Below are 26,811 nucleotides of genomic sequence, written 5' to 3'. Positions count from 1 at the left end.
TTGCTGCGCTCTGTATAGCATTTTTTGGTAACTGTTGATTTCATACATATTGAATTATCTGCTGTTCGGCTTTATACATCATTTCCTCGTTAAAAACTTGCTGTACACCGCTCTCACATCAATCGACGCCGGACAATGGTACGTCTATCTGGTTTCGTTTGCTCTCACAGCGCCTCTCTACTGCTCATAAACGAAAAAAACCCCTGCAAGCCGTATATGGCCGTCGGGGTTTTTTTGCTACGAAATAAGCCGCCAGATTCCGTTAATAAAAAAGAAACTCAGCAGCATAAAAATCAAAAATTCTCCCGGTTTTGACCCGGTCAGTTTTCCAAATGGAAATCTCACGTTATACCGTACAAAAAAAATAAATGAACGCCTTTAGGGTTCAGCATATCAAGTAAAATATGACTGATCACGCCTGCGGTAATGCCTGTCTGCATAACCGTGCCGGTTAATCCCGGAATCAGCCCCGTCAAAATAAACACAATAGCCGTGCCCACCAGACTGTGCGTGAGTGTCCGGTGGCCGACAACCTTAAATACAATGTAGGATGTTGCTTTGAGACGTCTGCCCATCCAGGAATTTGGCTGGCAGATGTCCGGCAGCAGTCCGCCAAACATCAGCGAACCTATAAAAACTGCTGCCTGGAATACATCCTGCTCTACTGCATGGGGAGCCCAATTCAAATATACTGCTGCAGATCCTGCAGCGAGGGCGCCTACGGTGTGTGTTGCTGCTTTCATGATGTCCGCCCCGCTCTTGTTTACATAATATTATTACGGTTTACTAGAAAGTAATTTATATTCTACTGGTGTCCATACATATTTCACAATACCCTGCTTTTTCTCATCAATAACAAATGACCCGCTGCTGTAACGGTCATTTTTTCGAAATCGTTTCAGGTTCTCGGTGTGTGTGACCCCTTTGTCTGTCCGGAGAACAATTTCCTGATCACCGCCGTTTGTTTCATACAGGCCGATAATCCGATGAGGATTTGATTTAAGCTCGCGGATCATCACAAGTCCCCTTGTGGCCCGCTTTGCCTGTTCAAAGTCACCGGCGCTCATTTTCTTTACAGCGCCCCGCTGTGTCACAAGAACCAGCATCGTGTCATTGGCGACCGGGAGTGCGTTAATGACCTCGTCCCCGTCTTTTAGATTAATGCCCTTTACGCCGGCCGCTTGTTTACCGACTACGGGAATATCCTCGATTGGAAAGCGCAGTCCGTAGCCGAAGGAGCTGGCTAAAAATAGATCGGTTTCTTTTTCCAGCTCAAGGACTGCTGTGACCTGATCGCCGTCTTTGAGCTTAACTGCCGTCAACGCTTTGGAATAGCGCTGAGCTTTATACACATTCAACGGTGTTTTTTTCACGAGTCCCTGTTTGGTAATAAACAACAGTTCATTTGTTGTATCAAATGTACGGATCGGCAGGGCTTTGATCAGCTCATCCCCGGCCTCCAGCTGCACGAGGTTGCCGATATGCTGTCCGTTATCTTTCAGCGGATCTCGGAGAGCTGATGAACCGGCATATATATATACTGCCCGCGCTTTGTAAACAACAGCAGCGTATCCGTAGTGTTCATTTCCCTGAAATACAGAAGCTCATCGGTTTCTTTCATTCCAGGCTTTTCTTCTTTGGAAGCCGAATAGGAGCGGATGCTCGTACGTTTCACATAGCCTTCCTGTGTTGCTGTAATAATAACGTCTTCTGAAGGGATCATTCCCTCCATATCGACCTTGAGCTCCTGGATATGTTCTTCGATTTTTGTGAGACGCTCATCATTATACAGCTTGCGTATCCGCGTTAATTCTTTTTTAATCACGTCCATCAGCTTTTTGTCGCTTTTAAGAATACCTTCCAGACGCGTAATTTCTTTACGGAGCGCATCTGCTTCTTTTTCAAGCGTCACAATGTCGGTGTTGGTTAAACGGTACAGCTGCAGGTTCACGATCGCTTCGGCCTGTTCGGAAGTAAAGGAATACTTTTCTTCCAGATTCCGTTTGGCATCCGCCTTATCGTTGGATTCCCGTATGGATGCGATAACTTCATCAAGAATCGATATGGCTTTAATCAGACCTTCGACAATATGCTGCCTTTTGACCGCTTTATCGAGTTCATGACGGGACCGGTTTGTGACGACCTCGCGCTGGTGGTCAATATAAGCTGATAGCAAAGGTTTAAGTCCCATAAGCTGCGGCGTCTGGTTGTAAATAGCCACCATATTGAAATGATAGGCAATCTGCAGATCCGTGGATTTGTATAAAAACGTTAGTACGTTTTCGGGATCGGCTTCTTTTTTAAGCTCAATTACAATACGGAGTCCTGTTCGATCCGTATCATCCCGGACTTCAGCGATACCGTCGATTTTTTTATCAAAACGGATTTCGTCCATCTTTTTAACAAGATTTGATTTCACTACGTCATAGGGAATTTCCGTAATAACAATCTGCTTGCGTCCTCCGCGAAGTTCTTCAATTTCTGCATTGGCTCGCAGCATTACTTTCCCTTTACCGGTTTCGTAGGCACTGCGGATGCCTTCCAGCCCCTGAATCGTGCCGCCGGTCGGGAAATCCGGTCCTTTTAATACCGTCATCAGTTCTTCTATGCCCGCTTCTGGCTTATCAATCATCATTAAGGCTGCATCAATTACTTCTCCGAGCTGATGCGGAGGAATATCGGTGGCGTAACCGGCACTGATACCGGTGGAGCCATTAACCAGCAGATTCGGGTACATCGCCGGCAGAACGACCGGCTCCTCCTGGGAATCATCGAAGTTTGGAATATATTCGACCGTGCTTTTTTCAATATCACGGAGAAGCTCGGCAGAAAGAGCCGACAGCCGTGCCTCGGTATAACGCATTGCGGCAGGCGGGTCTCCATCCACCGAACCGTTGTTGCCGTGCATCTGCACGAGCGCATTGCGGACCTTCCAGTCCTGGCTCATACGCACCATCGCTTCATACACAGAGCTGTCTCCGTGCGGGTGGTAGTTACCAATTACGTTACCTACCGTTTTAGCGGCTTTACGGAACGGTTTTTCAAACGTATTGCCTTCGTGGTACATCGCGTACAAAATCCGGCGCTGTACCGGCTTCAGGCCATCCCGGGCGTCAGGCAGGGCCCGCTCCTGGATAATATATTTACTGTAGCGGCCGAAACGGTCGCCGATGACATCTTCAAGCGGTAAGTCTAGAAATTTCTCTGTCTGCGTCATTCGTATTCATCCTCCAGGTGAAGGTTTTCGTTTTCCAGAATATTGCTGTCTTCCTCCAGCCCAAAGGCCACATTCGATTCAATCCATTTCCTTCGGGGTTCGACTTTATCACCCATCAGCACGCTGACGCGCTTGTCGGCCCGGGCAAGATCTTCAATCGTCACCCGGATCAGCGTACGGGACTCCGGATTCATCGTCGTTTCCCAAAGCTGGGTCGCGTCCATTTCACCGAGACCTTTATAGCGCTGTATGATATAGCCTTTGCCGATCTTTTTCATTGCTTCCTGCATGCCTTCTTCATCCCAGGCATATTCTGTTTTTTCTTTCTTGCCGGAGCCTTTGCTTATTTTATACAGCGGCGGCAGGGCGATGTAAACCTTGCCGGAGGAAATCAGCTCCCGCATGTACCGGTAAAAAAACGTCAGCAGCAGCACTTGAATATGGGCACCGTCCGTATCGGCATCCGTCATAATCACGACTTTATCGTAGTTGCGCTCTTCGAGAACAAAGTCCGCACCGACTCCCGCGCCGAGAGCATAAATAATCGTGCGGATCTCTTCGTTTTTCATAATGTCGTCAATACGGGCTTTTTCCGTGTTGATGACCTTTCCACGAAGAGGAAGCACCGCCTGGAATTTCCGGTCCCGTCCCTGTTTGGCCGAACCGCCGGCCGAATCCCCCTCGACCAGGTACAGCTCATTGCGATCCGGGTTTTTGGACTGGGCCGGAGTCAGCTTTCCACTGAGAAGGACGTCTTTTTTCCGGTTTTTCTTGCCGTTTCTGGCTTCTTCCCGGGCACGGCGTGCCGCTTCTCTTGCCTGGGACGCTTTGACAGCTTTTTTAATCAGCATCTGGCTGACAGTTGGATTTTCTTCAAAAAAGTAGGTCAGCTTCTCGGCAAGAACCTGCTCTACAGCGGAACGTGCATCTGGTGTGCCAAGTTTACTTTTCGTCTGTCCTTCAAACTGCAGCTTTTCTTCCGGCACCCGTATCGAAATAACCGACGTAAAGCCCTCACGGATGTCTGACCCGTCAAGGTTTTTGTCTTTTTCTTTTAACAGGCCGGTCTTTCTGGCATATTCATTTACAATCCGGGTGAGCGCCGATCTGGCTCCGGATTCATGGGTGCCTCCGTCTCTTGTACGCACGTTGTTCACAAACGACAGCGTGGTTTCGGTATAGGCATCATTAAATTGAAAGGCTGTTTCCACCTCAATCTCCTGATTGACGCCTTCAAAGAAAACGACCGGATGAAGGGTTTCCTTGTCCTCGTTCAAGTATTCCACGAATGCTTTAATCCCTGTATCAAATAAAAACGTATCGGTCACAACTTCTTTCTGACGTTCATCGCGGAGACCAATAGTTACTCCGCCCAAAAGAAAGGCTGCTTCCCGAAGGCGTTCGGCTAATGTGTCATATTGAAACACGGTATGGTTAAAAATCGCCGGATCCGGTTTAAAACGGATCGTTGTACCTGTTTTTTTGGTGGTCCCTTTTTTTACGAGGCCCGTGACCGGCTTGCCGCCGTCCCGGAAGGACTGCTGGAAGCTCTCGCCGCCGCGGTCGATCATAACATCAAGTGATTCGGACAAGGCGTTCACTACAGAGGCCCCCACGCCATGGAGTCCTCCGCTTGTCGCATATCCGCCCTGGCCGAACTTTCCGCCGGCATGAAGAACCGTCAGGATGACTTCCGGCGTCGGCTTTCCCGTCTGGTGCATACCGGTAGGCATTCCCCTGCCGGCATCAGAAACGCTGACGCTGTTGTCTTTATGCAGAACAACCTGAATGTTTTTACCATATCCGCCCAGTGCTTCATCGACGGCATTATCAACAATCTCAAAAACAAGATGATGAAGTCCCCGGCTATCGGTGCTTCCGATATACATGCCGGGGCGTTTGCGAACCGCTTCAAGGCCTTCGAGGACCTGAATTGATTCGTCGTTATATTGGTATGTTCCCTTTGCTGCCAAAAAATCCGACTCCCTTCTCATGCAAGAACAAATATCTTTATATAATATCTTATCATACCACATGCCATTATACGAACATATGTTTTATATGACACTTCCTCCATCAAAATATCATAAAAAAACAAAAAGAACCAGTTCAAGTTTGAACTGGTTCCCGGAATTGCCTCAGCGCGTCATCTGGTATTCGACCTTGATGCATGAATCCATTACTATATTTATATTTTTTTCTTTCAGAATGGCAGGTACTTCGTCGTGAGAGACGCCAAGCTGGGCCCAGAAGGTACCTGCTTCAATATCGAGCACGTCGCGGGCGACTTCCGGCAGGAATTCACTGCGGCGGAAAACGTTAACAATGTCCACCGGGCCGTCAATGTCCTGCAGCCGATTAACGGCTTTGACTCCAAGCACTTCATCAACTACGGGATTAACCGGAATAATTTCATACCCGGCCTGCTGCATTTGGCTGCTGATCTGATAGGACGTCCGTGATGGGTTATCAGACAGGCCTACCACAGCAATTCGTTTGCTTGTGTCCAGGATATGCTTAATTTTCTGCTGATCGGGATTACGGTGTGCCATGTTATCTATCTCCTTTAGCATATAGTTTACAGTAAATCCACAGACTGCAGGTACTCTTCTGCTACGTCATACGGATCTTCGTCATCGTATTCGACTTTGTAGTTCATCTCCTGCATTTCCTCGTCGGTAATCATACCGCCAAGACGATTCAGGGGCTCTTCTAGTTCCGGATACTCTTCAAGCGTTTCCTGCTTCATCAGAGGGGCTCCCTGATACGGCGGAAACAGATTTTCGTCGTCTTCCATCAGCGCAAGATCGTATTCAATAATGTCCGCGCTCGTAGAGAAGGCGTCAATAAAGTCCACCTGCTCCGTCGTTAAGGCACGGGTGCGCAGACCAGAGTCCATCGTTTCTACATTTTCAAAAGAAAATCCATAGATGTCCTGTAATCCTATATACCCGTCTTCCCGGTCGGCAAACTCAAAAGTAAACCCGGCCGTCAGCTGATCCCGGTATGTTTCCATATCGGAAATCGTTTCAATACCCAGCTCTTCCGCTGTTTCTCCGCGGACGGCAAGTGCATAGGTGTTATTAAATGCCATCGGCTCGAGATAAGCGAGGTCGTACTCTTCCATCAATCCCGTACGCGCCTGCTCATACACTTCTTCTTCAGTTGTGCCGGGCTCCGGGGTTTGATTTAAAAGGGTGGTTAATGCCGTGCCTGTAAATTCAAGGTACACATCCACATCATCGGATTGAAGGGCATTAAACGCAATATCGGTGCTCCCCATCCCGGTGCGCACGTCCACCATAAGATCAGTCTCTTCCTCAATCAGGTGCTTGTACATGTTGGCAATGATTTCCGGTTCTGCGGTGATCTTGCCGCCGATGGTGATCTGTGGCTGTTGAGCAAAAGAAAATAATGGAGCCAGGGCGATCGCCACTGACAGGCCCAGTACGGCAAGGATTGGAGCCAGCGTTTTGCCCTGGGACCGTTTTTCCGTCATCCGCAGGATAAAATCAAAAAACAGCGCCAGCAGGGCAGCAGGAAGTGCTCCCAGCAGAATGTAGGCATTGTTCGCCCGGTCAATCCCGGTCATAATAAAGTCGCCCAGGCCGCCGGCGCTGATAAGGGCGGCCAGCGTAGCCGTACCTACAATCAGCACCATCGATGTGCGGACACCAGCCATAATAATCGGCATCGCCATCGGAAGCTCAATTTTACGGAGTTTCCGGAACGAAGACATTCCCATCCCGACAGCCGCTTCCTGAATCGAAGGATCCACTCCCTGAATGCCGGTATATGTATTCCGCAGAATGGGAAGCAGGGCGTAGGCGGTAAGTGCTACGACCGCGGGAAGCGTGCCGATTTGATTTAAAAGCAGGATCATAAACCCGAGCAGCGCAAGGCTCGGGATGGTCTGCAGCACCGCTGCCACACCGATGATCGGTTCAGCCAGCTTTTGTTTTCGGGTGAGAATAATACCAAGCGGGACGGCAATTAGTACAGCAAACAGAAGTGCAACAACCGACATATGCACATGCTGCCACATCACCTGCCAGAATTCGCCCTGACGGGTGGAAAATAGATCCCATAACTCCTGCAGCGTCGTCATTATACCAGCTCCCCTTCCTGCTCAAGCTGGGATTTTTTCATGAACTGTACAATATCTTTGTAGCTGAGCACACCTTCAATGCGGGTGCCGGTTAACACAGGGAGGGCTTCGAGTTCAGTATCGTCAAATGACTTAAGCGCGTGTTTCAGCGTATCCTCCGGATGAATGGCAGGGTCATTGGAGACAATGCCCTCTTCGGCCTGACGGCCTACATACGTGCGGTCATCTTTAAAAATATAAAGAGGCGCCGGATACAGCGGGTAGTCACTGATGTCCTGAGTGCTTGCCAGCAGATGGCTGTTAGGGTTCATCACTTCTTTTACGCGCGTGTCCCATGGATCCCGGCGATCACCGATAAAATTTTTCACAAAGTCATCGGCCGGCTCATTAACGAGCTCCTCCCGGGTTCCCACCTGGACAATACCGCCGTCTTTCATCAGGCAGATGCGGTCGCCGATAGCCATCGCTTCATCGATATCGTGCGTCACAAAAACGATGGTTTTTTTAATATCAGCCTGCAGCTGGCGGATGTCTTTTTGCAGCTGTTCCCGGCTGATCGGATCAAGGGCGCTGAAGGGCTCATCCATTAAAATGATGTCCGGATTGCCGGCGAGGGCCCGGATAACCCCGATTCGCTGCTGCTGACCGCCTGAGAGCTCAGAGGGGCGACGGTTCCTGTAGGTATCCGGGTCCAGCCCTACCATATTCAAAAGCTCATCGACCCGCTCCTCTACAGCAGCTTTTTTCCATTTGCGCATTTCCGGTACAACGGCAATGTTTTCGGCAATCGTCATCGTCGGGAACAGGGCAATCTGCTGAAGAACGTAGCCGATATTCCAGCGCAGCTCCTGGCGGTTCCACTCGGTGATGTTTTTATCCTCGATCGTAATACGGCCGGAGGTAGGCTCAATTAAGCGGTTAATCATTTTCAACGTGGTCGTTTTCCCGCAGCCGCTGGGGCCGATCAAGACGAAAAATTCCCCTTTGTTGATCGTCAGATTGAAGTTCTCCACGGCAGTTGACTGGTCTGCAAATTGTTTTGTAATGTCGTGAAAAGATATCATGTCGTCAAGCCCTTTCTTGGTCATAGTCGCCTGTTGCCGTGCATACAGGGTAAGGAAAGCTGACCTAATCATATTTCATCTGCCAGTCCTTTACAAATAAAAAGGTACAATAAAAAAACCGGAGGGCGTGGTAAAGGTCCTCCGGCATTGTATTCTATTCTATATCACCGCGCCGCCGTCTACATTCAGGACGGCTCCTGTAATAAACGAAGCTTCATCTGACGCGAGAAAAGCGTAGGCATTGGCAATGTCTTCCGGTCTGCCAAGCGTACCGAGCACCGCTTTTTCTTTCATCATAGTTAATGCTTTTTCCGGCATTTTCTCTGTCATTGGGGATAGAATAAAGCCCGGTGCCACCGAGTTAACTCTTATTTTGTAGCGTCCGAGCTCTTTCGCCCACGTCTTCGTCATGCCATTGATGCCGAATTTAGAAGCTGCGTAGTTGGTCTGCCCAAAGTTTCCGTAGACGCCTACAACCGAGGAAGCGTTTAAAATCACGCCGGACTGCTGCTCTTTCATAAGTGCCGCTGCTTTCTGGGTTACGAGAAATACCCCTTTTAAATTAACGTTTATCACTTTATCCCAGTCCTCTTCTTCCATTTTTAACAGCTGAGCGTCTGCTGTAATACCGGCATTGTTGATTAAAATATCTACTTTCGAGAACGTTTGCACGCTTTTTTCAAGAACGTGGTCAATGTCTGCTTTGTTCGTAATGTCCGCCTTAACCCCGAGTATGCGGCTTTTATGCTCTGCGGCTTCATTTACCACGTGATCAAGGTCCTCCTGATTCACGTCAACAACGACAACGTTGGCGCCTTCTTCGAGGAATTTTCCGGCAGTCGCCGCGCCAATGCCGCGGCCGCCTCCTGTAATAACGGCTGTTTTTCCTTCTAATCGTTTCATCAGTTATCCTGATCCTTTCTGTCCAATGTATTATACAAGACCCATGCTTGCTAGAACAATTGCCACAACAGTAGCAAGAATAGGGATTGCTACAGCAACGACAAAGATATCTTTATACGAATCCTTATGCGTCATGCCGGTCACAGCAAGAAGCGTTAACACGGCTCCGTTATGAGGAAGGGCATCCAGTCCGCCGGATGAAAGTGAAGCCACCCGGTGAAATGCCTCCGGGCTGATGCCGGTCTCGAGTGCCAGCTGATAGTACTGTTCACCCAGCGCTTCAAGCGCAATACCCATACCGCCTGACGCAGAGCCGGTGGCCCCTGCCAGGATGTTGACAGCAATCGCTTCGGAAATAAGCGGACTGCCGCGGACGCCGAGAAGCAGCTCTGTTAACCGGTCAAAGCCGGGTACATTTTGTACAACGGTACCAAAACCAACAGCAGCACTTGTATTAATAATAGCAAGTACGGAGCCGGACGCGCCGGCATTCATCGCTTTAACATATCCTCTCCACTTGTCCATATTAAGCAGCAGAATCAGAACGATACCGGAAATAAGGGCAATAACGATATCCCAGCCGAATATATTTAACGTGACCAGTACGACGATAAGCGGCAGAATCGACAGAAGAAACAGCGGGGTTTTCCCGTTATCTTCCACAATTTTTTTGTCTTTTGGTTCGGTGAAAATTTCTCCCTGTGCACTCATTTTCTTTTCTCTCCAGCGCAGGTAAAAGTAGCCGCCGACTCCCATAACAGCCGCAGCTGCAAGACCCATCACAGGAGCCGCTGTGGCGGTCGTTTCAAAAGAGGTGATCGGAATCAGGTTCTGGATCTGCGGGGTACCTGGCAGGGCCGTCATAGTAAACGTAAGAGCCCCGAGCGCGATAGCAGGCGGAATTAGTTTCCGCGTGATATTTGCCTCTCTAAACAATGTAAGAGAGAGCGGATACACAGCAAAGACGACAACAAAGAGGCTGACGCCCCCGTAGGTTAGAATAGCGGCGGAAACCACTACGCTCAGTATGGCGCGTTTCGTACCAATAAAGCGGCTGAGTGCCATGGCGACGGACCTTGCCATACCGGTATCTTCCATCAACTTACCAAAAATAGCACCGAGCAGAAAAACAGGGAACCACTGCTGGGCGAATCCGACAAATCCGCTCATATACGTGTCAGTATATGCATCAAGCAGGTTCAGTCCTCCAAATATTGCCACAACGCCTGCGGCGATGGGCGCCACCCAGATAATCGACCATCCCATATAGGCAAGCACCATGAGAACGATAAGGCCTAATATTATTCCAAACATATATAATTCCTCCTTTTATTGAACTACCGGTTCATCCTGCGGTCCTGCTATTCCCATTACCGCTTCGGAAAACAAACGAATATCCATCGTCCGCAGCGGCTCTGCCATCAGCGGGGTAAAGTCCATATGGGCCAGAATATCTTTTTCCAAATCAATACCGGGGGCTGTTTCTGTTAATAGAAGGCCCTCGGGGCGTAGTTCAAACACGGCCCGCTCGGTAATGTAAAACACCTCCTGTTTTACTTCATTGGCATAGTCACCGCTGAAGGTGACGTGTTCCACCTGTTTTACAAACTTAGGAAATGTTCCTTCCTGTTCTATCGTAAGCTTTCCATCCTCTACCCGGGTTTTCAGGCCGCCCGCGGTAAATGTCCCGCAGAATACCACTTTTTTGGCATTCTGGGAGATGTTAATAAACCCGCCGGCACCGGCTATTTTCGGACCAATTTACTTACGTTCACATTTCCGGACGCATCGAGCTGGGCCAGTCCCAGAAATGCGACATCGAGGCCGCCTCCGTCATAAAAATCGAATTGATACGGCTGGTCAATAATAACGTCAGGATTAGTGGAGGCTCCAAAGCTTTTCCCTCCGGCCGGTATGCCGCCGATCGGTCCGGATTCAAGTGTCAGGCGGAGATCTCGTCCGACTCCCTCTTCGTTGGCTACCATTGCCACACCCTCCGGCATGCCGATGCCCAGGTTTGTAATAGCATGCGGAACCAGCTCCATCACCGAGCGTCTCGCAATCACTTTTCGTTCCGTCAACGGCAGTCGTGCCAGAGAATGCACCGAGGTACGGATCTCTCCGCTGTAGGCCGGATTATACTGCTCGCCGTTTGTCTGCATGTGATCCTCAAGGGGAGCTTCGACGATCGCATCTACGTAAATTCCGGGTATTTTTGTAAGCCTTGTCTGCAGCGTCCGGGCTTCCACCACTTTTTCCACCTGCAGGATAACGATGCCGCCTGAGTTTTTGGCTGCCTGTGCAATAGAAAGTACCTCGAGCGTTGCCGCTTCCTTTTCCATGGAGGCATTGCCATTTTCATCGGCATACGTTGCCCGGATTAATGCCACATGAATAGGAAACGTTTTATAAAATAAGTAGTCGGTTCCATTAATCGGAAACAGTTCCACATGGTTTTCGGTGCTTTTTGTATTCAGCTTGCCCCCGTCGAGCCTTGGATCCACGAACGTCTTCAGGCCGACATGGGTCAGCAGGCCCGGCTTTTTAGCCGCAATATCCCGAAACAAATGAGTAATGACTCCCTGGGGAAGGTTGTAGGCTTCTATTTTATTTTCAATGGCAAGCTTTGCCAGTTTGGGGGCAAGTCCCCAGTGACCGCCGATTACTTTTTTGATCAGATGTTCATGACCGAGATTGTTCAGCCCTTTGTCTGCGCCGTCCCCCTGGCCGGCTGCATAAACGAGAGTCAAATCGATCGGCTGCTGTTCCTGTTCAAACCGCCGGCCGAGTGCTTTCGTTAATGCTTCCGGATGGCCGTTTCCGACAAATCCTCCGGTCGCAACAGTCGCCCCATTGGGTATCATTCCAACAGCCTCTGCTCCACTCATCACTTTAGTCATAAGAAAAATCCTCCTTCTTCTTTGTATACGCTTACATAATAAGTTTGCAAGAACCATGCCAAGTTTTCCTGCATTAATAAAAAAAGACAATCCCGCAGGATTGTCTTCAGGCAGCCGGCTTGAAACCGTGTACATTGAGCCAGTGTCTTGTATTGAATGATTAAAAAAAGCATTATTTATTTTATTGGGCACTCCATCAACGCGATCCGCTGCTTTTTTGAAGACGAAAAAGTGTAGGAAACAACAGAACAATGTACGATTTTATATACACTTTGGAAGCGCCGTCAACATATATGTGCGGTTATCTGGACACATCGCTATTTTTCTAAAATAGTTGTCCGTGTTTCTGAACAGTCAGCCTCTTCGATCCGCTTCCACTTATCGTAAAATGCGGTCCGGCTGATGCCCAGCAGCTTGGCTGCATAGCTTTTGTTGCCGCCGGCGTATCGCAGTGCCCCGGCCAGCGCCTCTTTTTCTGCAAGCTGCACCGTTTCCTGAAGGGTGCGTATAGGAGCGGCCGTTCTGCCCTGAAGCAGTTTGTCCGGCAGATGTTCGGCTTCAATCAGTTCATTTGCAGCTGCCATGTTTACGGCCCGCTCTAGGACGTTTTCAAGTTCCCGCACGTTCCCGGGCCAATTGTAATCAAGAAAGTACCGGCCTGCCTCATCCGAAAGCCCTTGTACCGGTTTTCCCATTTGTTCGGTAATCCGTTTGAGCGCTGCTTCCACTATTACAAAAATATCAGATTTACGCTCCCGCAGCGGCGGAATCGTAATAGGCATTACATTCAAACGGTAGTACAGATCGAGCCGGAACTCTTTGCGCTCTACCATCGTTTCCAGATCCCGGTTCGTTGCAGCAATAACGCGGATGTCAACGGGCGTGGAGCGGATATCCCCGACCTTTTCTACTTCCTTTTCCTGCAGCACCCGCAGAAATTTAACCTGCATATGAAGAGGGAGCTCCCCGATTTCGTCAAGAAAGATCGTCCCATGCTGAGCGGCTTCAAATTTCCCCTTTTTGCCGCCTTTCCGTGCTCCGGTAAAAGAGCCATCCACATAGCCGAACAGCTCCGACTCCAGAAGATCAGGGGGAATTGCCGCACAGTTTACTTTGACAAAAGGACCGGCAGCACGAGAGCTTGCTCCGTGCACTGCATGGGCAAACAGCTCTTTGCCCGTACCGCTCTCCCCGAGAAGCAGCACATTGGAATAGCCCTGGGCGGCCTGATGCGCCATCTGCTTTGTCTGTACCATCGCCTCATGGGTGCCTATAATATCATCGAGCTGGTGGACATATTCTGTTCCTGCCATTCTCCTTTGTAATGTTTCCAGTCTTTCTCCATCTGCTGGATGCGCGTCTGCAGTCCTTTAACGCCGGTAATGTTTTTAAAAAGGACTTTACCGAGCGCTCCGGTGATTTCCCCATTTTTAATGATAGGTATCCGGGTGGCGACCATGTAGCCGGTTTTTAATTTTTGAAAATCAGCAATCTCCGGCTTGCCCGTTTTGGCAACAATGTGCATTCTTGTGTTTTCAATCACTTCCGTGCAGTGCCGGCCAATCATTTCTTCAGGATTGACGCCGAGAAATTCCCCGTATTCTTTGCTCAGCATCGTCACATAGCCCTCTTTATCCACGGTAATAATACCGTCGTATAAATACTCGTAGATCATTTCCAGAAGTTCGGCCCGCTCTTCTCCTGTACTGTTTGCCGTTTCCTCACGCATCACGTAATAGAAGACAAGCCCATCTTCCTCGGCGGATCGCTGCTTTTCCACCGTATACGTTTTGTCTGCTGCCGACACATGTACAGACAGTCTCGCTGCTTCAGACGTCTGCACGCGGCTCCACTCTTCCTGTGTGAAGAGCGGCGGCTCCACGTCATTGGTAAATAGCACCGCCCCTTCCCTGTCCGTAATCCACACTTGAAGCGGCGCCATCGCGAGCATCGTCTGCAGTCGTTTGTTTTCTTTTATGAGCGGATCAAGAGGAACCAGCCCCGCGAAGGCGGCTCCCTCATAGCAGGCAATCCGTCCACCTGCCTCGCAGGAAGGAACATACAGGCCTGAAGCTTCGAGCTCGACCCAGCTGCGGATCGGCTCCTCCGGGGAAATACCCTGAATGACCGTGTCGAACAATGTATTTTGATGAAGCAGGCCGATAAACCGCTGCTGCTCATTAAGCACCGGAAGCTCTGCTGCCCCGTGCTCTTTGAATAAAAAAGCCGCTTCTTTGATGGTCGTGGTTTCCTGAAGTGTACAGGCGAATGTCTGCAGATTAATCGGTCGGTTCATAGGTCTGTCCCCCTGTGTGTATACATTGAAAAACCTGTCTAGTATGTTTTTAGTATACCAAACAGGCAGGAAGAATCGTTATCTTTCAACAATGATCGCAGTGCCCTGGCCGCCGCCGATACAGAGCGCCGCCAGGCCTCGTTTAACGTCCCGGCGCTTCATCTCGTACAATAGCGAAGTGAGCACCCGGGCGCCGGAAGCACCAATAGGATGGCCAAGTGCAATGGCTCCTCCGTTTACGTTAATTTTATCGGGATCAATCTGCAGGTCCTGGGCGACCGCAAGCGACTGGGAAGCGAACGCTTCGTTTGCTTCCACCAGGTCAATGTCATCCATCGTCAGGCCGGCCCGCTCAAGCGCCTGACGGGAAGCCGGTACCGGACCGTATCCCATCACAGCCGGATCGAGCGCGGCATTGCCGTACGATACAATCGTAGCCAACGGGGTTAATCCAAGAGCTTCTGCTCTGTCCTTGGACATCACCACGAGCGCCGCCGCCCCGTCATTTAATCCCGAGGCATTCCCTGCCGTCACAGTGCCGTCTTTTTTAAACGCCGGCCGCAGTCTTTCCAGTTTTTCCATTGTCATATCTTTTTTAGGATGTTCATCTACGGAAACGGTCACCGTTTCTCCCTTTCGCTGTGGCACCTCCACTGGTACAATTTCTTCTTCAAAATAGCCGTTATCAATCGCCGCCGCTGCCCGCTGCTGGCTGCGCAGGGCAAATTCATCCTGCTCTCTTCTGCTGAACGACCAGCGCTCTGCAATATTTTCAGCTGTAATGCCCATATGAATGGGTTCAAACGCATCGATCAGTCCGTCCTGCAGCATCGTATCCACCATCTCCGCGCTCCCCATTCTTGTACCCCAGCGTGCTTTAGGCATTACATAGGGAGCGTTGCTCATGGATTCGGCGCCGCCGGCAAGCACGACTTCCGCATCTCCGGCTCTAATAAACTGCGCGGCCATGCTGACGCTTCTAAGGCCCGATCCGCATACTTTATTGATCGTCATCGCCGGTACGGTATAAGGGAGCCCGGCGTGAACCGCAATTTGGCGGGCAACGTTCTGGCCCAGTCCGGCGGACAGGACATTTCCGAGTATGGCTTCTTCAATTGCTTCCGGCGGGAGGCCGGCCCGTCTTACTGCTTCCTTTACCGCGGTTTTTCCCAGATCTACAGCAGATACATGCTGAAAGGCCCCTCCAAAACTACCGATCGGCGTTCTGGCTGCGCTTACAATAACAGCTTCTTTCATTCTTATCGACTCCTTTTTAGAATAGAGAAAAAGAGAAGTTCTTTTTTTCTTCTCTTTTCTCTTTATACTATGCAATTTGTATGCCAGATCAGCTGAACTGATACAGGTCTTTATATTTTTCTGATAAATACTGCAGTAAATAATCCGGATTAATGTCTTCGCCGGTGGCTTCTTTTATTAACTCAATCGGTGTTCTGCTGCGGCCGTACTGATGAATGTTCTTTGTCATCCACTCGCGGATGGGCTTCAGGTCTCCTTTTTCAACAAGCTCGTCAAATACCGGCAGATCCTTATCCATCGCTGCTTTTAACTGCGCGGCATAAATATAGCCGAGTGCATAAGACGGGAAGTAGCCGAATGCCCCAAACGCCCAGTGGACATCCTGAAGAACGCCTTGAGCGTTGGACGGAGGGGTGACGCCTAAATACTCCTCCATTTTTTCATTCCATACCCTGGGAAGATCTTTTACTTTCAGGCTGCCCTCAATCAGCTGCTTTTCCATCTCATAGCGGAGAATAATGTGCAGGCAGTACGTAAGCTCATCTGCTTCAATCCGGATCAACGACGGTTTGGCTTCGTTAATGGCCCGGTAAAATTCATGAAGTGATACCCCGGTAAACTGGTCCGGTGCATAGGTCTGAAGCAGCTCGTAATTTTTCTCCCAGAATTTCGGATGCCTGCCGACAAAGTTTTCCCAGAACAGGGACTGGGATTCGTGAATGCCCATCGAGGCGCCGTCGCTTAAAATCGTTCCAGCCAGTTCCTCCCCTATATTCTGTTCATACAGGGCATGCCCCCCTTCGTGAATCGTGCCGAATACCGCCGTGCGAAAATCGGATTCGTCGTATTTGGTCGTTACGCGGACGTCATTTGGATTCAGCCCGATCGCAAAAGGATGGACCGTTTCATCGAGGCGGCCGGCTTCAAAGTCGTACGTCATCTGTTTTAATACATCGAGGCTGAACGCCCGCTGCTTGCCTTTTGGAAACGTGGAAAATAGAAAATCAGTCTCTGGTTTTTTATTAGAAGACGTAACGCCTTCCACGAGTGGAATCAATCCTTCCCGCACCTTGGCGAAAATCGCATCCAGCTTATCCACCGTCATTCCCGGCTCGTAGTCTTCGAGCAGAGCGTTGTATGGATGAGACTCATAGCCCCAGTGTTCGGCAAAGCGCCGGCTGAATTCTACAATTTTCTCTAAATACGGAGCAAACATGGCGAAGTCATCCGCCTCTTTGGCTTCTTCCCAGACGTTCTCCGACTTCGCTGTTAGAATGCTGTATTCCTGAAACTCGTCTTCCGGTATTTTCGTCATGCGGTCGTATTCTTTTTTCAGCTCCGCGGCAGCCTGTTTGGACGTGGCGGATACATCTGTCCCCTGGTGGCCGAGTACGGCGTGTAAAAATTTCGCCGTTTCATCGGACGTTTTAATTTTAAACAGCTCGGTAGCCATCGTGCCTGAAACGTCGGCCCGTTCGTCCATACCTTTTTTGGGAGCGCCTGTACGCGAATCCCAGTTTAACAGGCTGATTGCCTGCTCATACGAACTTATTTTCTTTAAATGACTGCGGAATGCCTGTTCTAAATCCGAATTAAGTGTGGTCATTGTTTCATCCTCCTATATAAGTACTTCGTTACTGGAAATACTTTCTTTACCAGTATAAACAATGCGGCAGGAGTTTTGAAAGATTTTTCTATTCGTGATATAAAGAGGGGGCGAAGGAAAGGCGGGATAACATGCACGTAACGATCAGCGAAGCGGCGGCTCTGCATTATCAAAAGGAAATGGGGATGCAGTCAGGAGATTACCTGAGGCTGTTTGTCCGGGTCGGCGGCGTCGGTTCCGGCGGTTTTTCGATCGGTGTAAGCAGGGAACTACCGGAAGATACTGCTTATATTTTGGAAAAAAGCGGCATTCGTTTTTTTGTGAATCCTCAGGATCAGTGGTATATCGACGGTATGGATATCACCTATGACGAAACGATCGACTACCTGAACTTTTCAAATCCACGGATGGAAGACACCGCTCATCCGGAATAAATAGAAAGCCGGCCATCGCGGCCGGCTTTTTTTATCCTTCAATCGAAGAAAACGAATGGGTAATATCCCGCGCTGTATTTTCTACAACGACGGCAGTCCCTTGCAGTTTCCAGTCATGAACTATTAGTTCTTCTATGCCTTCCGGGCGGTCCGGCCGGCTCAGGCGCTGGCGGTCCAGACGAATCCTGCCGGTTTCCCCTGCAAGCGCCGCCGCATCTTCCTCACGCAGCTGAATGACTTCCTTTTTATCATCGGCCACGTTGGCCTCATGGACATTTCCCACACTGTGCCATTCTTCATTTTTTTCAATCGAGATGTTCCAAAGTTTCGGCTGTTCCATTCTCTGCCCCTCCTTTGCTGTCTAGTAAAAGATATTCCCTATCGCCGGCGGGGCGAAACAAAACGTTCCTTTTTCTTATGACGGAAAAAGGAACGTTTTTTAGTATTAACTGCGGCGCGGCGGACGCTCTCCCCAGTACTGGTAGTAGTCGGTGCGGATGTTGCCGTTGTAAAGCTTTCGTTTTTTGGTGGCTTTCGCCCCGTACGTATTTTCAAATTTCTCATCAGACGTAATAATATATACCGACCAGGTAGAGAGCGGCTTCCAAATTTTGCCCAGGTTCCGGTACAGCTCTTTTACTTCCTCTTTTTCGCCGACGCGTTCGCCGTAAGGAGGGTTCGTAATAATCGAGCCGTATTCTTTAGGTGTTGTAAAGTCGACGGCCTGCATCTGCTTGTAACGAATCGCATCCTGAAGTCCAGCTTCTTCGGTGTTTTCGACAGCCAGGTCCACCATCCGGTGGTCGATGTCACTGCCCGTAATATCAAGCGGCCGGTCGTAGTCCGCTTGATCGTCTGCTTCCTCGCGTGCCTGGTTCCACCACTCCTGTTTTAAGATGCCCCAGTCCTCCGAATCAAAAAAGCGGTTAATGCCGGGAGCAATGTTCCGGCCGATAAGTGCCGCTTCAATCGGAATCGTACCGGATCCGCAGAAAGGATCCACAAGCGGGTAATCCGGTTTCCAGTGGCTGAGCTTAATCATAGCTGCGGCCAGCGTTTCTTTCAGCGGAGCGGCACTGTGCAGCGACCGATATCCGCGCTTATGAAGACCGACGCCCGTTGTATCCAACGTGAGCGATACTTCGTCTTTTAGGATAGCAACTTCGATTTTGTATAAAAAGCCATCTTCAAAAAACCATTCTTTTTTATACCGCTTCTTTAACCGCTCCACGATTGCCTTTTTTACAATCGCCTGACAGTCGGGCACGCTGTATAAAGTGGATTTGACCGAGCGGCCGGTAACGGGAAACGCTGCATTTTCCGGAAGAATGTCTTCCCAGGGCAGGGCTTTTGTTTTTTCAAACAAGTCATCAAACGTGCGTGCCTGAAACAAGCCGATACGCAGTTTGATCCGGTCGGAGGTGCGCAGCCACATGTTCAGGCGCGGAATCGCCGAAAGCGGTGCTTCGATAATGACCTTTCCGTTTTCAATTTGAGTATTCGCATAGCCGAGATCTTTTACTTCTTTGGCCACGATTGCTTCAAGTCCCATCGTGGATGTGGCAATAATGGTTACGTTCTGTTCCATATTATCTCTCCTGTAGCCTGAACGGCTGCTTTTTCAAACCAGATGTTGTGTATAATACCTATTATATACATAGAAAAAACCCCTGAAAACAGGGGTTTTATATGCTGAAAGCATTCATGTAAGCCATGTTCTGTTCCTTCGTGCTAAAACGGCTCTTAACCTCGCACTCCGGCGGCAATCATCTATCTGCAGACGAATCTGCCCTTTCTTTCCGTTTGGTTCCTTCAGAAAGGCGCCCCTACCTTATTTTGGGTTTCTCGCTCGAGGGGTTTACCCCGTTCCACTTTTTCCGTTTCCGGAAAAACTACGTCACTGTGGCACATTAAGGATACCGTAACCATATCTTGACGACGTAGGTTACTTCTCCGCCGTCATCCCTTAAAAGAGATGCCCTGACTTATGCATTCGTCAGGCACGAACACTACAGCCATCCCAGGCTGTGCGAGCATGGACTTTCCTCTGCACTCATCGAAGAGTACAGCGATTGCCTAGAATGCTTTCAGCATGATCTAAGACCATGTGCAATTATATCCGTTCTTATGCATTTACGCAACTATGCATGATGCTTTCTTTTTTCTTCAAGCACGGCCTGTTTGGAAAGCTGGTCTGCGGCTTTATTTTTGGACGAAGGAATCCACTTAATAAAATACAGGGGATGCTCCTCCAAAATAAGCAGGCTTTCCTGCAGAAGAGAAGCAAATACCGGATTTTTTACGTAGCGTTTGGCCACGGCGTCATCGACTACCTGCGAATCTGTACAGATGACCGCAGATTCCCAGCCCTGCTCCACGCAGTAAACGAGCGCGAGCCGCAGGGCCATAAATTCCGCCTCATGATTCGTCCGAATACCAAGCGGCACGGCCAGGCTTTCCGCTCCTCCGCCTCCCGGCTTAATATGAATGCCGGCACCCGAATACCCCGGGCTGCCGGCACTTGCTCCATCAATATATATAGTATTCATTGGTATTTCTTAACGGGAGTTCTCGTCATACAGCTTTTTGCCGAATACTTCTTTTTCCAGGTTGGACAGACGGCGGAGAATGTCGTAGTTGGTGCTGCCGGCTGCAGAAGAGCTTTCTGTCTCCTCGGAATGATCGCGCCGGGATTCCCTGGACGACGTAATCGGAGCGGCTGATGCAGTGGAGCCGTTGCTCGATTCTTCGAGATCTCTGATGCGGTTTTCAAACGTTTCATAATCCTGGATTACCAGGTCCAGAAACTGATCCACTTCGTCTTTATTGTATCCTTTAACGCTGCTTTTAAAGTCTTTGTCTAAAATCTCTTTTGCGCTTAATCTGGTATTTTCCATTAAAGATCACCTCATGTCATAATATTCTGTATCAAAATGATTGTATCATATCATACGTCTGCCTATACCCTGGATCTTGATTTTTCATGCACCGGTTTAGAGCCACTGCTCTTCTTCCACTACATCCTGAATGTCCTGGGGAGTGACCCAGATAATTTCATAGCCGTCATGTGCCTGCCTCGTCTCCGCGGGAGCCAGGTAAAATTTCGGCGTTCCCGTCATGTCCTCGTCGTACAGCAGCAGCAGCCCCTCGGTATGTCCGATAATAAAATCATTTTTGGCACGGAGCTGGCCCGGATTCGTATATTTCGCATTTGAAATGGGCTTTACAAAGTCCGCCTGCTTTAACAGTTCCGCATAAGCCAGCTGTGCCGGCTCCGGCCAGATTTTTTCCTGTTCCAGAAAAGGCGGCAGTACGGCCAGCTTTAAATCCTCCCACTCTTCTTTCATTTGAATAACTAGTTCACCTGCCCACAGCTCTACGCCGGGCTGGCCGGAAATAACGACCCACTCCAGCCCGTTATCGAGAAGGCTCAGAAGGCGTCGTTCGAGCGCTTTTTTTATAAATTTGATTTCTTTGGCGTCCGGCTTAAAAATACCGAGTTCATGCGGTTTGTATCCTGTTACGGCAACGGTCTTCATGTTACTTTCCTCCCTGGCCGAGCTTTAGTTCCAGCCGGCTGATCCGTTTATCCAGATCGGTTCTCTGTTTGTCGGAGAGCTTATCCTCCGGCAGTGCCGCGGCCTGCTGAGCGAGCTTTAGGGCTCTGCTCCGGTCTTTTATCTGATGTTCATAGTATTTGGCAAGCTCAACGGCGGCTGTTACGGCGAGATGCTGCTGGGCGCTCCAGACGAGCAGCCACTTTTCTTCCGCCTCTTCCACCCGCTTTTCTTTTCTCAGGAGATCCGCCTCGGCGAGCAGGCATTTTTCCTGCCATTCTTCTCCGGTCAGCTCTTCAGCACCGCTTTTGCGGTAGCACCAGAGCGCTTTTCTCGTTTCCCCCTGCTGCTCGAACCAGCGTCCGATTTCGTACGACTCTCTTCCAGAAGGCGCTTCTTCGAGTACGCGCTGGGACAGCTCAATGTAGAGCGTAATCAGCGACAGTACGTCCCATTCATTGTGCTTCATAATACCTTCTATAAATCCCGGATTCGGATCATTTAAAAAATCAAAATACAGCATCGGAGCCATATAGCCCGGTGTATCATCGATTCGTTCAAATTGAAGCACGTCGTGTTCGACAATCGACAGTTTGCAGGACTCCAGCGAATATTTAAACAAACGCCTCGAGGCGTGAAGCAGGTCAAAATGACCGAACTGGGGAAGGTTCGGCACTTCGCGGCGCAGAAGCGTATGACGCGTGCGCAGCTGCGGCCAGTCAAACGACTTGCCGTTGTAGGTGACCAGATGCTTCATCGAAGGTACGTCGGAAAGAAAATGATGATAGAAGGCTACTTCCGCCTCCGGCCCCGGCAGAAAATACTGTGTCACCGTCACGTGGGTCTCTTTAAAGCGGGCATCGCCTAAAAGAAAAATCATGTTGCCGGTACCTCCGCTCAAGCCCGTGGTTTCGGTGTCAAAAAAAAGCAGATCTTCCGGCCGGCGTCCTTCCGGATGAAGCGGGTGTACTTCTTCTGTCTCCGACCAGCGTGCAAACACCGGAAAGATATCATTCAGGCGGTGCCGGCCATGCTGGTAATCAAGCGGATAGTCAATTTCGCGCTTCATAATATACTGATCTTCAAAATAAAGCGGAAATCCCTGCACCTGCTCCCACTCTTTCTGATAAGGCACTCCTGAAGCGGGCTGGGCCGCGGTCGGTTTGTCTGTGGTCTCCTGTTTATCCGGAAGCGACAGATGGTTTTTCATCCGCTGCAGCTTATGTTTCATCGGCCGGCACCTCCGGCTTTGCTGCTTTTTCCAGCTCGGCAATAAAGCGGAGCGTCAGCCATTTGGTCTCTTCCATGCCGGTATCAAGGCCGACGCAGGAAGGACACCCGGACGTGCAGGGGCACCCTTGTATCAGCTGACGGCATTCTTTAATCAGGCGGGGGAGCTGCTTATATAAACTCGAAGCAAGTCCCGTTCCGCCGGGATAGCGGTCATAAATAAAAATCGTCGGTTTCTCGGAATGGGTAGCCTTCATCTGCGGTACAACGTGAAGATCACTCTGGTCGCACATAACGTGAACAGGCGCGACATGGCGGATAATCTGCGCAAGTCCTGTAAGTGCCTGTTCAAGAGGGTCTTTTCCAAACTGTTCGAGCACGTGATCCGGGAAACTCAGCCAGCAGGCGTTCGTGTGCAGCTCTTCTTCAGGAAGGTAAATCGGTCCCGACCCAATGTTTTCAAAGCTGCCCAGCTTAATCTTTTTGAATATCGTGGCTTTGGCATGGACCATTACGTCCCCATAGGCCGCTTCGTAAAAATCAAATACGGATGATTCGTCTTCTTCGAGCACTTTCAGCTCTACAGCAAGGTTGGCATCCGTGTAGTAATCAACGCGTACTTCTTCGACAAACGCTTTTTTCTCTTCCCAGTCGAGTTTTTCCACCTGGTACTGAATCCCCTGATGCAGGTAGACCGCCTCATCGTGCAGAAGAGTCATCGCACTGAACCGGTCCATTTCGCCAATCACTTTGGACTGCGAAGGTACCGTCTGATCAATGATAACGACATTTTCCTGGGAGGCCGAACGGAGACTGATGCCGTGCGCCGGAAACGAGTCGCTCATCCAGTACCATTTATTCACACGGTGGTGAAGCACCTGCTCTTCAGCCAGGTATTCCAGCACATCGGCAATATCAAGTCCGTCAAACGTCTCTCCCTCTTTAAACGGCAGCTCAAAGGCGGCGCATTTTAAATGGTCCACTAAAATAATCAAATTTTCCGGATGGATCCGGGCGGTTTCCGGATTCTGGTCAAATAAATACTCCGGATGCTGCATCATGTACTGATCCAGCGGTGCCGAGCTTGCGACAAGCAGAATTAACGACTCCTCCTGCCTGCGTCCTGCGCGTCCGGCCTGCTGCCAGGCGCTGGCAATGCTGCCGGGATAGCCTGTCATAATGCAGACCTGGAGCTGGCCGATATCGATGCCTAGTTCGAGCGCATTGGTACTGACCACACCCATTACCTCGCCGGTGCGAAGCCCCCGCTCAATGGCCCGGCGTTCGTTGGGTAAATAGCCTCCACGGTATCCCTGTATGCTTTTCATGCCCAGTTCTTTACGGACGAGGGTCTGCAGAGAGCTGAGAATTACCTCCACCCGGGTACGGCTTCTGGCAAATATAATCGTCTGAATGTTTTCTTTTAAAAAGCGGGAGGCCCAGCGGTTCACTTCTGATGTCGCACCTTTGCGGATATTCATTGATTCGTTCACAATCGGCGGGTTATAAAACACAAAATGTTTTCTCCCGGTCGGTGCCCCGTTATTATTAATCAGTGCCGTTTCTTTACCTGTCAGCGTCTCGGCCAGCTCTTTAGGGTTCGCGATCGTAGCAGACGTGCTGATAAACACCGGATCGCTTCCGTAGTAGGCGGCGATCCGTTTCAGGCGGCGCAGGACATTCGCCACGTGGCTGCCGAACACTCCCCGGTACGTATGAAGCTCATCTACGACGATATATTTAAGATTTTCAAATAAGGCCACCCACTTCGTATGATGAGGCAGAATCGCCGAGTGCAGCATGTCGGGGTTGGTCATGACTACGTGGCCGGCTTTGCGGATCGCCTGTCTGATTGAAGGTGATGTATCCCCATCGTACGTAAAGCTTTTGATCGGCTCCCCGAGTTCATCGATAAAAGCATTGATTTCATGCATTTGATCCTGGGCGAGCGCTTTGGTTGGAAATAAATACAGCGCCCGGCTTTCTTTGTCGTCTAAAATAGACTGCAGTACGGGAAGGTTATAGCAAAGTGTTTTTCCGGATGCCGTTGGGGTAACGGCCACAAAACTCTGTTTTTGGCTGTACGCCTTTTCAAAGGCAGAGGCCTGGTGCGTATAAAGAGACGCAACGCCCCGGTTCGTCAGCGTTTCCCTGATTCGGGCATCCAGCTCGGCTGGAAATGCAGCCGTTTTAGCAGGCGTTTCCTCAACGGTGTGCCAATGTTCTATTTGATCGCTTCCTTCTTCTTTAATAAGAGAAATCAGCTCGGATAATGTTTGTTTTTTCATGTATCGTTCACCTCTATGTTTCTATTGTAGCGAATATACGTTTGTTTTTCCATTCGATCGGGTTTCCCCTGTCCTAACACAGCATAAAAAAGCAGGAGTCCATGGGACTCCTGCTTTTGTTTTTATTTAGTTAATCAGCGGCGGCCGTGGTATTCATTAATCATTTGCAGTACGGACTGTTCCTCATTCGTTGGGATAAAACGGTTTTCGCCTTCTTTTTTCGTTTCGTTTTTCATATGGAACGCCTCCTGTTTTTGTTATAGTGTAATTAGAAGTATAGTTTATTGTTATAATACAGTCAAGTGTTTTATGGTATTTATTTCTGAAAATTCATTTATTTTATCGCTGTGCGGATATAGACATAAAAAAACCTCCCTCTCGTAAGAAGGAAGGCTTTTGGAATTTAATTATGCCTGTATCAGCAGAAAGTGTCTTTTGGTTTGGGTACGGACAAACCGAACAGCGGCCGGAGGAACAGCGCTAAAAATGTACCGGCAAGCGCCATGACGCCCCAGATGTATCCGTGGGCGCTGAAAGAAGCGATTCCACCGAAATACGCCCCGATGTTGCAGCCAAAAGCAAGGCGGGCACCGTATCCCATCAACAGACCTCCGATAACGGATGCTGCAGCGTTACCGGCTTTAATTTTTGTAAAAGAAAACAGACCGCCGGCAGCAGAAGCAAGAAACGCTCCCAGAATCACTCCAAAGTTTAAAATGGTAGTGGAGTCTGCAAATATCGAGCCGTGAAGAGTCGCCAGGTCTCCTGCCCAATAGCTCCAGCTTTCTACGTCGAATCCCATCGCATACGCGGCTTTAGATCCCCATAATGTAAAAGCTGACGTGACGCCCCACGGGGCATCGGCGGTGTGGCAAGCGTCAACGCATTAAGAACGGCTAGAATGACGGCTGCCGCAAACAGCGGCCAGGAACCACGGAAAATCCGGCGCCATCCTTTTTCTGACGGCACGGCTGCCATTTTAGGCGGCCGGCGTTTTTTTTCAATAATAATCGTAATCGCTGCCACCGCTGCGAAGATTCCGAGCGAAACGAGCCATGCCCCGCTGTAGCCAAGGCCGGTAGAAGTAGCCAGGGAAAAAGGTTCAGCGGACGGCATATCTTCCATCCAAAAATTAAAATGAGCGGCACCAATGGTAGAACCAACAATAAAAAACAGCAGCGTAATAAACATAACCGAACGGCCACCACCCACGGCATAAAGCGTTCCGGATGCGCAGCCACCGCCGAGCTGCATGCCGATTCCAAACATAAAGGCCCCCACGAGAAGGCTCACGCCGACCGGGGACACATATCCTTGTGGCGTTCCTCCAAAAAAGGAAAAGCTGAGCGCCAGAATCGGGGCAAACAGCGTGACGGCCACCGCAAGCATGAGCATATGGGCGCGAAGCGACTGGCCATTACCTACACTCGCAAGCCTGCGGAAAGCGGAGGTAAATCCAAACCTCGCATGAAACAACGTATAACCGAGAAGCAGCCCGATGACGAGCAGCAGCGGCTGTACGATATTCTGCGTCATAAGCAGAAATACAAAAAGAATGGCCGATACGACCAGACCACCTATAATTAAGCCGTTCTGCGGCTTGTTTAATGTAGAAGATTTTTCTTGAGCCGACTCTTGCTGTGAAACCGGCTGTACAACAGTAGACATTCTCTTCACCCCTTAATCCTATCTTATAAGTCAGAATTACTTTTATATCTTAGGGCGAATCACGAACAATGTCAAGAATCAGGATTCTTTGCGGGATTTGTTTCTTTTACCTGTAAAGAAACATTTATGTAAGGAGTAATGGAAGATACTAGTTCCATCTAGGCAGATGATTTCTTATTATAAACCCAGGCGAATAGAAAATAGATTACAGCGACAGTACAACCAATCAAAATAACCGTTTGATTAAGACTTAGAGAACGACCCTGAATAAAGAGGAAAATTA

At 49.6% G+C, this 26,811-nt stretch carries 19 protein-coding genes, 1 other RNA gene and 3 pseudogenes; 1 reads left to right on the top strand and 22 read right to left on the bottom strand.

Annotation, left to right across the window (positions count from 1 at the left end; genetic code table 11):
• Positions 1-341: 341 nt before the first annotated feature.
• The 13 genes and pseudogenes from MMY81_RS08165 to MMY81_RS08105 all read right to left on the bottom strand — a co-directional run bounded on the left by MMY81_RS08165 (position 342) and on the right by MMY81_RS08105 (position 17,351).
• On the bottom strand, positions 342-743 hold the full coding sequence (locus MMY81_RS08165) for a metal-dependent hydrolase (RefSeq protein ID WP_252312416.1): 402 nt from the start codon (positions 741-743) through the stop codon (positions 342-344).
• A gap of 33 nt (positions 744-776) precedes the next feature.
• Positions 777-3,217, bottom strand: a pseudogene (gene parC, locus MMY81_RS08160) (DNA topoisomerase IV subunit A).
• Positions 3,214-5,190: a DNA topoisomerase IV subunit B gene (gene parE / locus MMY81_RS08155; RefSeq protein ID WP_308215266.1), complete on the bottom strand. Its 1,977-nt coding sequence runs from the start codon at positions 5,188-5,190 to the stop codon at positions 3,214-3,216. The pseudogene parC and the gene parE overlap by 4 nt, the downstream one beginning before the upstream one ends.
• A gap of 165 nt (positions 5,191-5,355) precedes the next feature.
• The gene (locus MMY81_RS08150; RefSeq protein ID WP_252312413.1) at positions 5,356-5,769 is read right to left on the bottom strand and encodes a CoA-binding protein; all 414 of its coding nucleotides are present in this window, start codon (positions 5,767-5,769) and stop codon (positions 5,356-5,358) included.
• 26 nt (positions 5,770-5,795) lie between these two features.
• Positions 5,796-7,325 (bottom strand): ABC transporter permease/substrate-binding protein, encoded by a 1,530-nt coding sequence (locus MMY81_RS08145; RefSeq protein ID WP_252312411.1) that lies wholly within the window; start codon positions 7,323-7,325, stop codon positions 5,796-5,798.
• Positions 7,325-8,389, bottom strand: coding sequence for an ABC transporter ATP-binding protein (locus MMY81_RS08140; protein WP_252312526.1), 1,065 nt, complete (start codon positions 8,387-8,389; stop codon positions 7,325-7,327). The genes MMY81_RS08145 and MMY81_RS08140 overlap by 1 nt, the downstream gene beginning before the upstream one ends.
• Positions 8,390-8,548: 159 nt before the next feature.
• Positions 8,549-9,292 carry a 3-oxoacyl-ACP reductase FabG gene (gene fabG, locus MMY81_RS08135; protein WP_252312410.1) on the bottom strand — a complete coding sequence of 248 codons (744 nt, stop codon included), beginning with the start codon at positions 9,290-9,292 and terminating at the stop codon, positions 8,549-8,551.
• Positions 9,293-9,322: 30 nt separating this feature from the next.
• Positions 9,323-10,606: a GntP family permease gene (locus tag MMY81_RS08130; RefSeq protein WP_252312409.1), complete on the bottom strand. Its 1,284-nt coding sequence runs from the start codon at positions 10,604-10,606 to the stop codon at positions 9,323-9,325.
• Positions 10,607-10,621: 15 nt separating this feature from the next.
• Positions 10,622-12,192: pseudogene (locus MMY81_RS08125) on the bottom strand (acyl CoA:acetate/3-ketoacid CoA transferase).
• 317 nt (positions 12,193-12,509) lie between these two features.
• A complete protein-coding gene (locus tag MMY81_RS08120; protein WP_252312408.1) occupies positions 12,510-13,505 on the bottom strand; it encodes a sigma-54 interaction domain-containing protein in 996 nt (331 codons plus the stop codon).
• Positions 13,463-14,488: a PAS domain S-box protein gene (locus MMY81_RS08115; protein WP_252312407.1), complete on the bottom strand. Its 1,026-nt coding sequence runs from the start codon at positions 14,486-14,488 to the stop codon at positions 13,463-13,465. Before MMY81_RS08115 ends, MMY81_RS08120 begins: the two co-directional genes overlap by 43 nt.
• A gap of 78 nt (positions 14,489-14,566) precedes the next feature.
• Positions 14,567-15,745: an acetyl-CoA C-acetyltransferase gene (locus tag MMY81_RS08110; RefSeq protein WP_252312406.1), complete on the bottom strand. Its 1,179-nt coding sequence runs from the start codon at positions 15,743-15,745 to the stop codon at positions 14,567-14,569.
• A gap of 88 nt (positions 15,746-15,833) precedes the next feature.
• The gene (locus MMY81_RS08105) at positions 15,834-17,351 is read right to left on the bottom strand and encodes a carboxypeptidase M32 (RefSeq protein WP_252312405.1); all 1,518 of its coding nucleotides are present in this window, start codon (positions 17,349-17,351) and stop codon (positions 15,834-15,836) included.
• A gap of 131 nt (positions 17,352-17,482) precedes the next feature.
• On the opposite strand from MMY81_RS08105, the gene MMY81_RS08100 reads away from it, so the two are divergent.
• Positions 17,483-17,785, top strand: coding sequence for an iron-sulfur cluster biosynthesis family protein (locus MMY81_RS08100; protein ID WP_252312404.1), 303 nt, complete (start codon positions 17,483-17,485; stop codon positions 17,783-17,785).
• 31 nt (positions 17,786-17,816) lie between these two features.
• On the opposite strand, the gene MMY81_RS08095 is transcribed toward MMY81_RS08100, so the two are convergent.
• The 9 genes and pseudogenes from MMY81_RS08095 to MMY81_RS08055 form a co-directional block, all read right to left on the bottom strand.
• A complete protein-coding gene (locus MMY81_RS08095; protein WP_252312403.1) occupies positions 17,817-18,125 on the bottom strand; it encodes a hypothetical protein in 309 nt (102 codons plus the stop codon).
• Between the two features lie 105 nt (positions 18,126-18,230).
• On the bottom strand, positions 18,231-19,373 hold the full coding sequence (locus MMY81_RS08090) for a THUMP domain-containing class I SAM-dependent RNA methyltransferase (protein ID WP_252312401.1): 1,143 nt from the start codon (positions 19,371-19,373) through the stop codon (positions 18,231-18,233).
• A 114-nt stretch (positions 19,374-19,487) separates the two neighbouring features.
• An RNA gene (gene rnpB, locus MMY81_RS08085) (RNase P RNA component class B) lies at positions 19,488-19,869 on the bottom strand.
• Between the two features lie 57 nt (positions 19,870-19,926).
• Positions 19,927-20,334 carry a reverse transcriptase-like protein gene (locus MMY81_RS08080; RefSeq protein ID WP_252312400.1) on the bottom strand — a complete coding sequence of 136 codons (408 nt, stop codon included), beginning with the start codon at positions 20,332-20,334 and terminating at the stop codon, positions 19,927-19,929.
• 9 nt (positions 20,335-20,343) lie between these two features.
• Positions 20,344-20,682 carry a cell division regulator GpsB gene (gpsB, locus tag MMY81_RS08075; protein ID WP_252312399.1) on the bottom strand — a complete coding sequence of 113 codons (339 nt, stop codon included), beginning with the start codon at positions 20,680-20,682 and terminating at the stop codon, positions 20,344-20,346.
• Between the two features lie 96 nt (positions 20,683-20,778).
• A complete protein-coding gene (locus MMY81_RS08070; RefSeq protein ID WP_252312398.1) occupies positions 20,779-21,324 on the bottom strand; it encodes an SLOG family protein in 546 nt (181 codons plus the stop codon).
• Between the two features lies 1 nt (position 21,325).
• On the bottom strand, positions 21,326-22,573 hold the full coding sequence (locus MMY81_RS08065; RefSeq protein WP_252312397.1) for a ribonuclease H-like domain-containing protein: 1,248 nt from the start codon (positions 22,571-22,573) through the stop codon (positions 21,326-21,328).
• Positions 22,563-24,860 (bottom strand): DEAD/DEAH box helicase, encoded by a 2,298-nt coding sequence (locus tag MMY81_RS08060; RefSeq protein WP_252312395.1) that lies wholly within the window; start codon positions 24,858-24,860, stop codon positions 22,563-22,565. The genes MMY81_RS08065 and MMY81_RS08060 overlap by 11 nt, the downstream gene beginning before the upstream one ends.
• 418 nt (positions 24,861-25,278) lie before the next feature.
• Positions 25,279-26,528, bottom strand: a pseudogene (locus MMY81_RS08055) (YeeE/YedE family protein).
• Positions 26,529-26,811 lie beyond the last annotated feature (283 nt).

Source organism: Sinobaca sp. H24, assembly GCF_023845525.1.
The sequence above is the reverse complement of the archived record's forward strand: the minus strand, read 5'-3'. Positions and strand labels throughout refer to the sequence as shown.

Bases quoted from the DNA above. Each gene is read 5' to 3' on its own strand.
- MMY81_RS08115 (WP_252312407.1), bottom strand. From the start codon at position 14,488: ATGAACCGACCGATTAATCTGCAGACATTCGCCTGTACACTTCAGGAA.
- MMY81_RS08070 (WP_252312398.1), bottom strand. From the start codon at position 21,324: ATGAAGACCGTTGCCGTAACAGGATACAAACCGCATGAACTCGGTATT.
- MMY81_RS08140 (WP_252312526.1), bottom strand. From the start codon at position 8,389: ATGATATCTTTTCACGACATTACAAAACAATTTGCAGACCAGTCAACT.
- MMY81_RS08105 (WP_252312405.1), bottom strand. From the start codon at position 17,351: ATGACCACACTTAATTCGGATTTAGAACAGGCATTCCGCAGTCATTTA.
- MMY81_RS08150 (WP_252312413.1), bottom strand. From the start codon at position 5,769: ATGGCACACCGTAATCCCGATCAGCAGAAAATTAAGCATATCCTGGAC.
- MMY81_RS08090 (WP_252312401.1), bottom strand. From the start codon at position 19,373: ATGGAACAGAACGTAACCATTATTGCCACATCCACGATGGGACTTGAA.
- MMY81_RS08110 (WP_252312406.1), bottom strand. From the start codon at position 15,745: ATGAAAGAAGCTGTTATTGTAAGCGCAGCCAGAACGCCGATCGGTAGT.
- MMY81_RS08060 (WP_252312395.1), bottom strand. From the start codon at position 24,860: ATGAAAAAACAAACATTATCCGAGCTGATTTCTCTTATTAAAGAAGAA.
- MMY81_RS08120 (WP_252312408.1), bottom strand. From the start codon at position 13,505: ATGGCAGGAACAGAATATGTCCACCAGCTCGATGATATTATAGGCACC.
- MMY81_RS08130 (WP_252312409.1), bottom strand. From the start codon at position 10,606: ATGTTTGGAATAATATTAGGCCTTATCGTTCTCATGGTGCTTGCCTAT.
- MMY81_RS08165 (WP_252312416.1), bottom strand. From the start codon at position 743: ATGAAAGCAGCAACACACACCGTAGGCGCCCTCGCTGCAGGATCTGCA.
- MMY81_RS08065 (WP_252312397.1), bottom strand. From the start codon at position 22,573: ATGAAACATAAGCTGCAGCGGATGAAAAACCATCTGTCGCTTCCGGAT.
- MMY81_RS08100 (WP_252312404.1), top strand. From the start codon at position 17,483: ATGCACGTAACGATCAGCGAAGCGGCGGCTCTGCATTATCAAAAGGAA.
- fabG (WP_252312410.1), bottom strand. From the start codon at position 9,292: ATGAAACGATTAGAAGGAAAAACAGCCGTTATTACAGGAGGCGGCCGC.
- MMY81_RS08095 (WP_252312403.1), bottom strand. From the start codon at position 18,125: ATGGAACAGCCGAAACTTTGGAACATCTCGATTGAAAAAAATGAAGAA.
- MMY81_RS08145 (WP_252312411.1), bottom strand. From the start codon at position 7,325: ATGACGACGCTGCAGGAGTTATGGGATCTATTTTCCACCCGTCAGGGC.
- gpsB (WP_252312399.1), bottom strand. From the start codon at position 20,682: ATGGAAAATACCAGATTAAGCGCAAAAGAGATTTTAGACAAAGACTTT.
- MMY81_RS08080 (WP_252312400.1), bottom strand. From the start codon at position 20,334: ATGAATACTATATATATTGATGGAGCAAGTGCCGGCAGCCCGGGGTAT.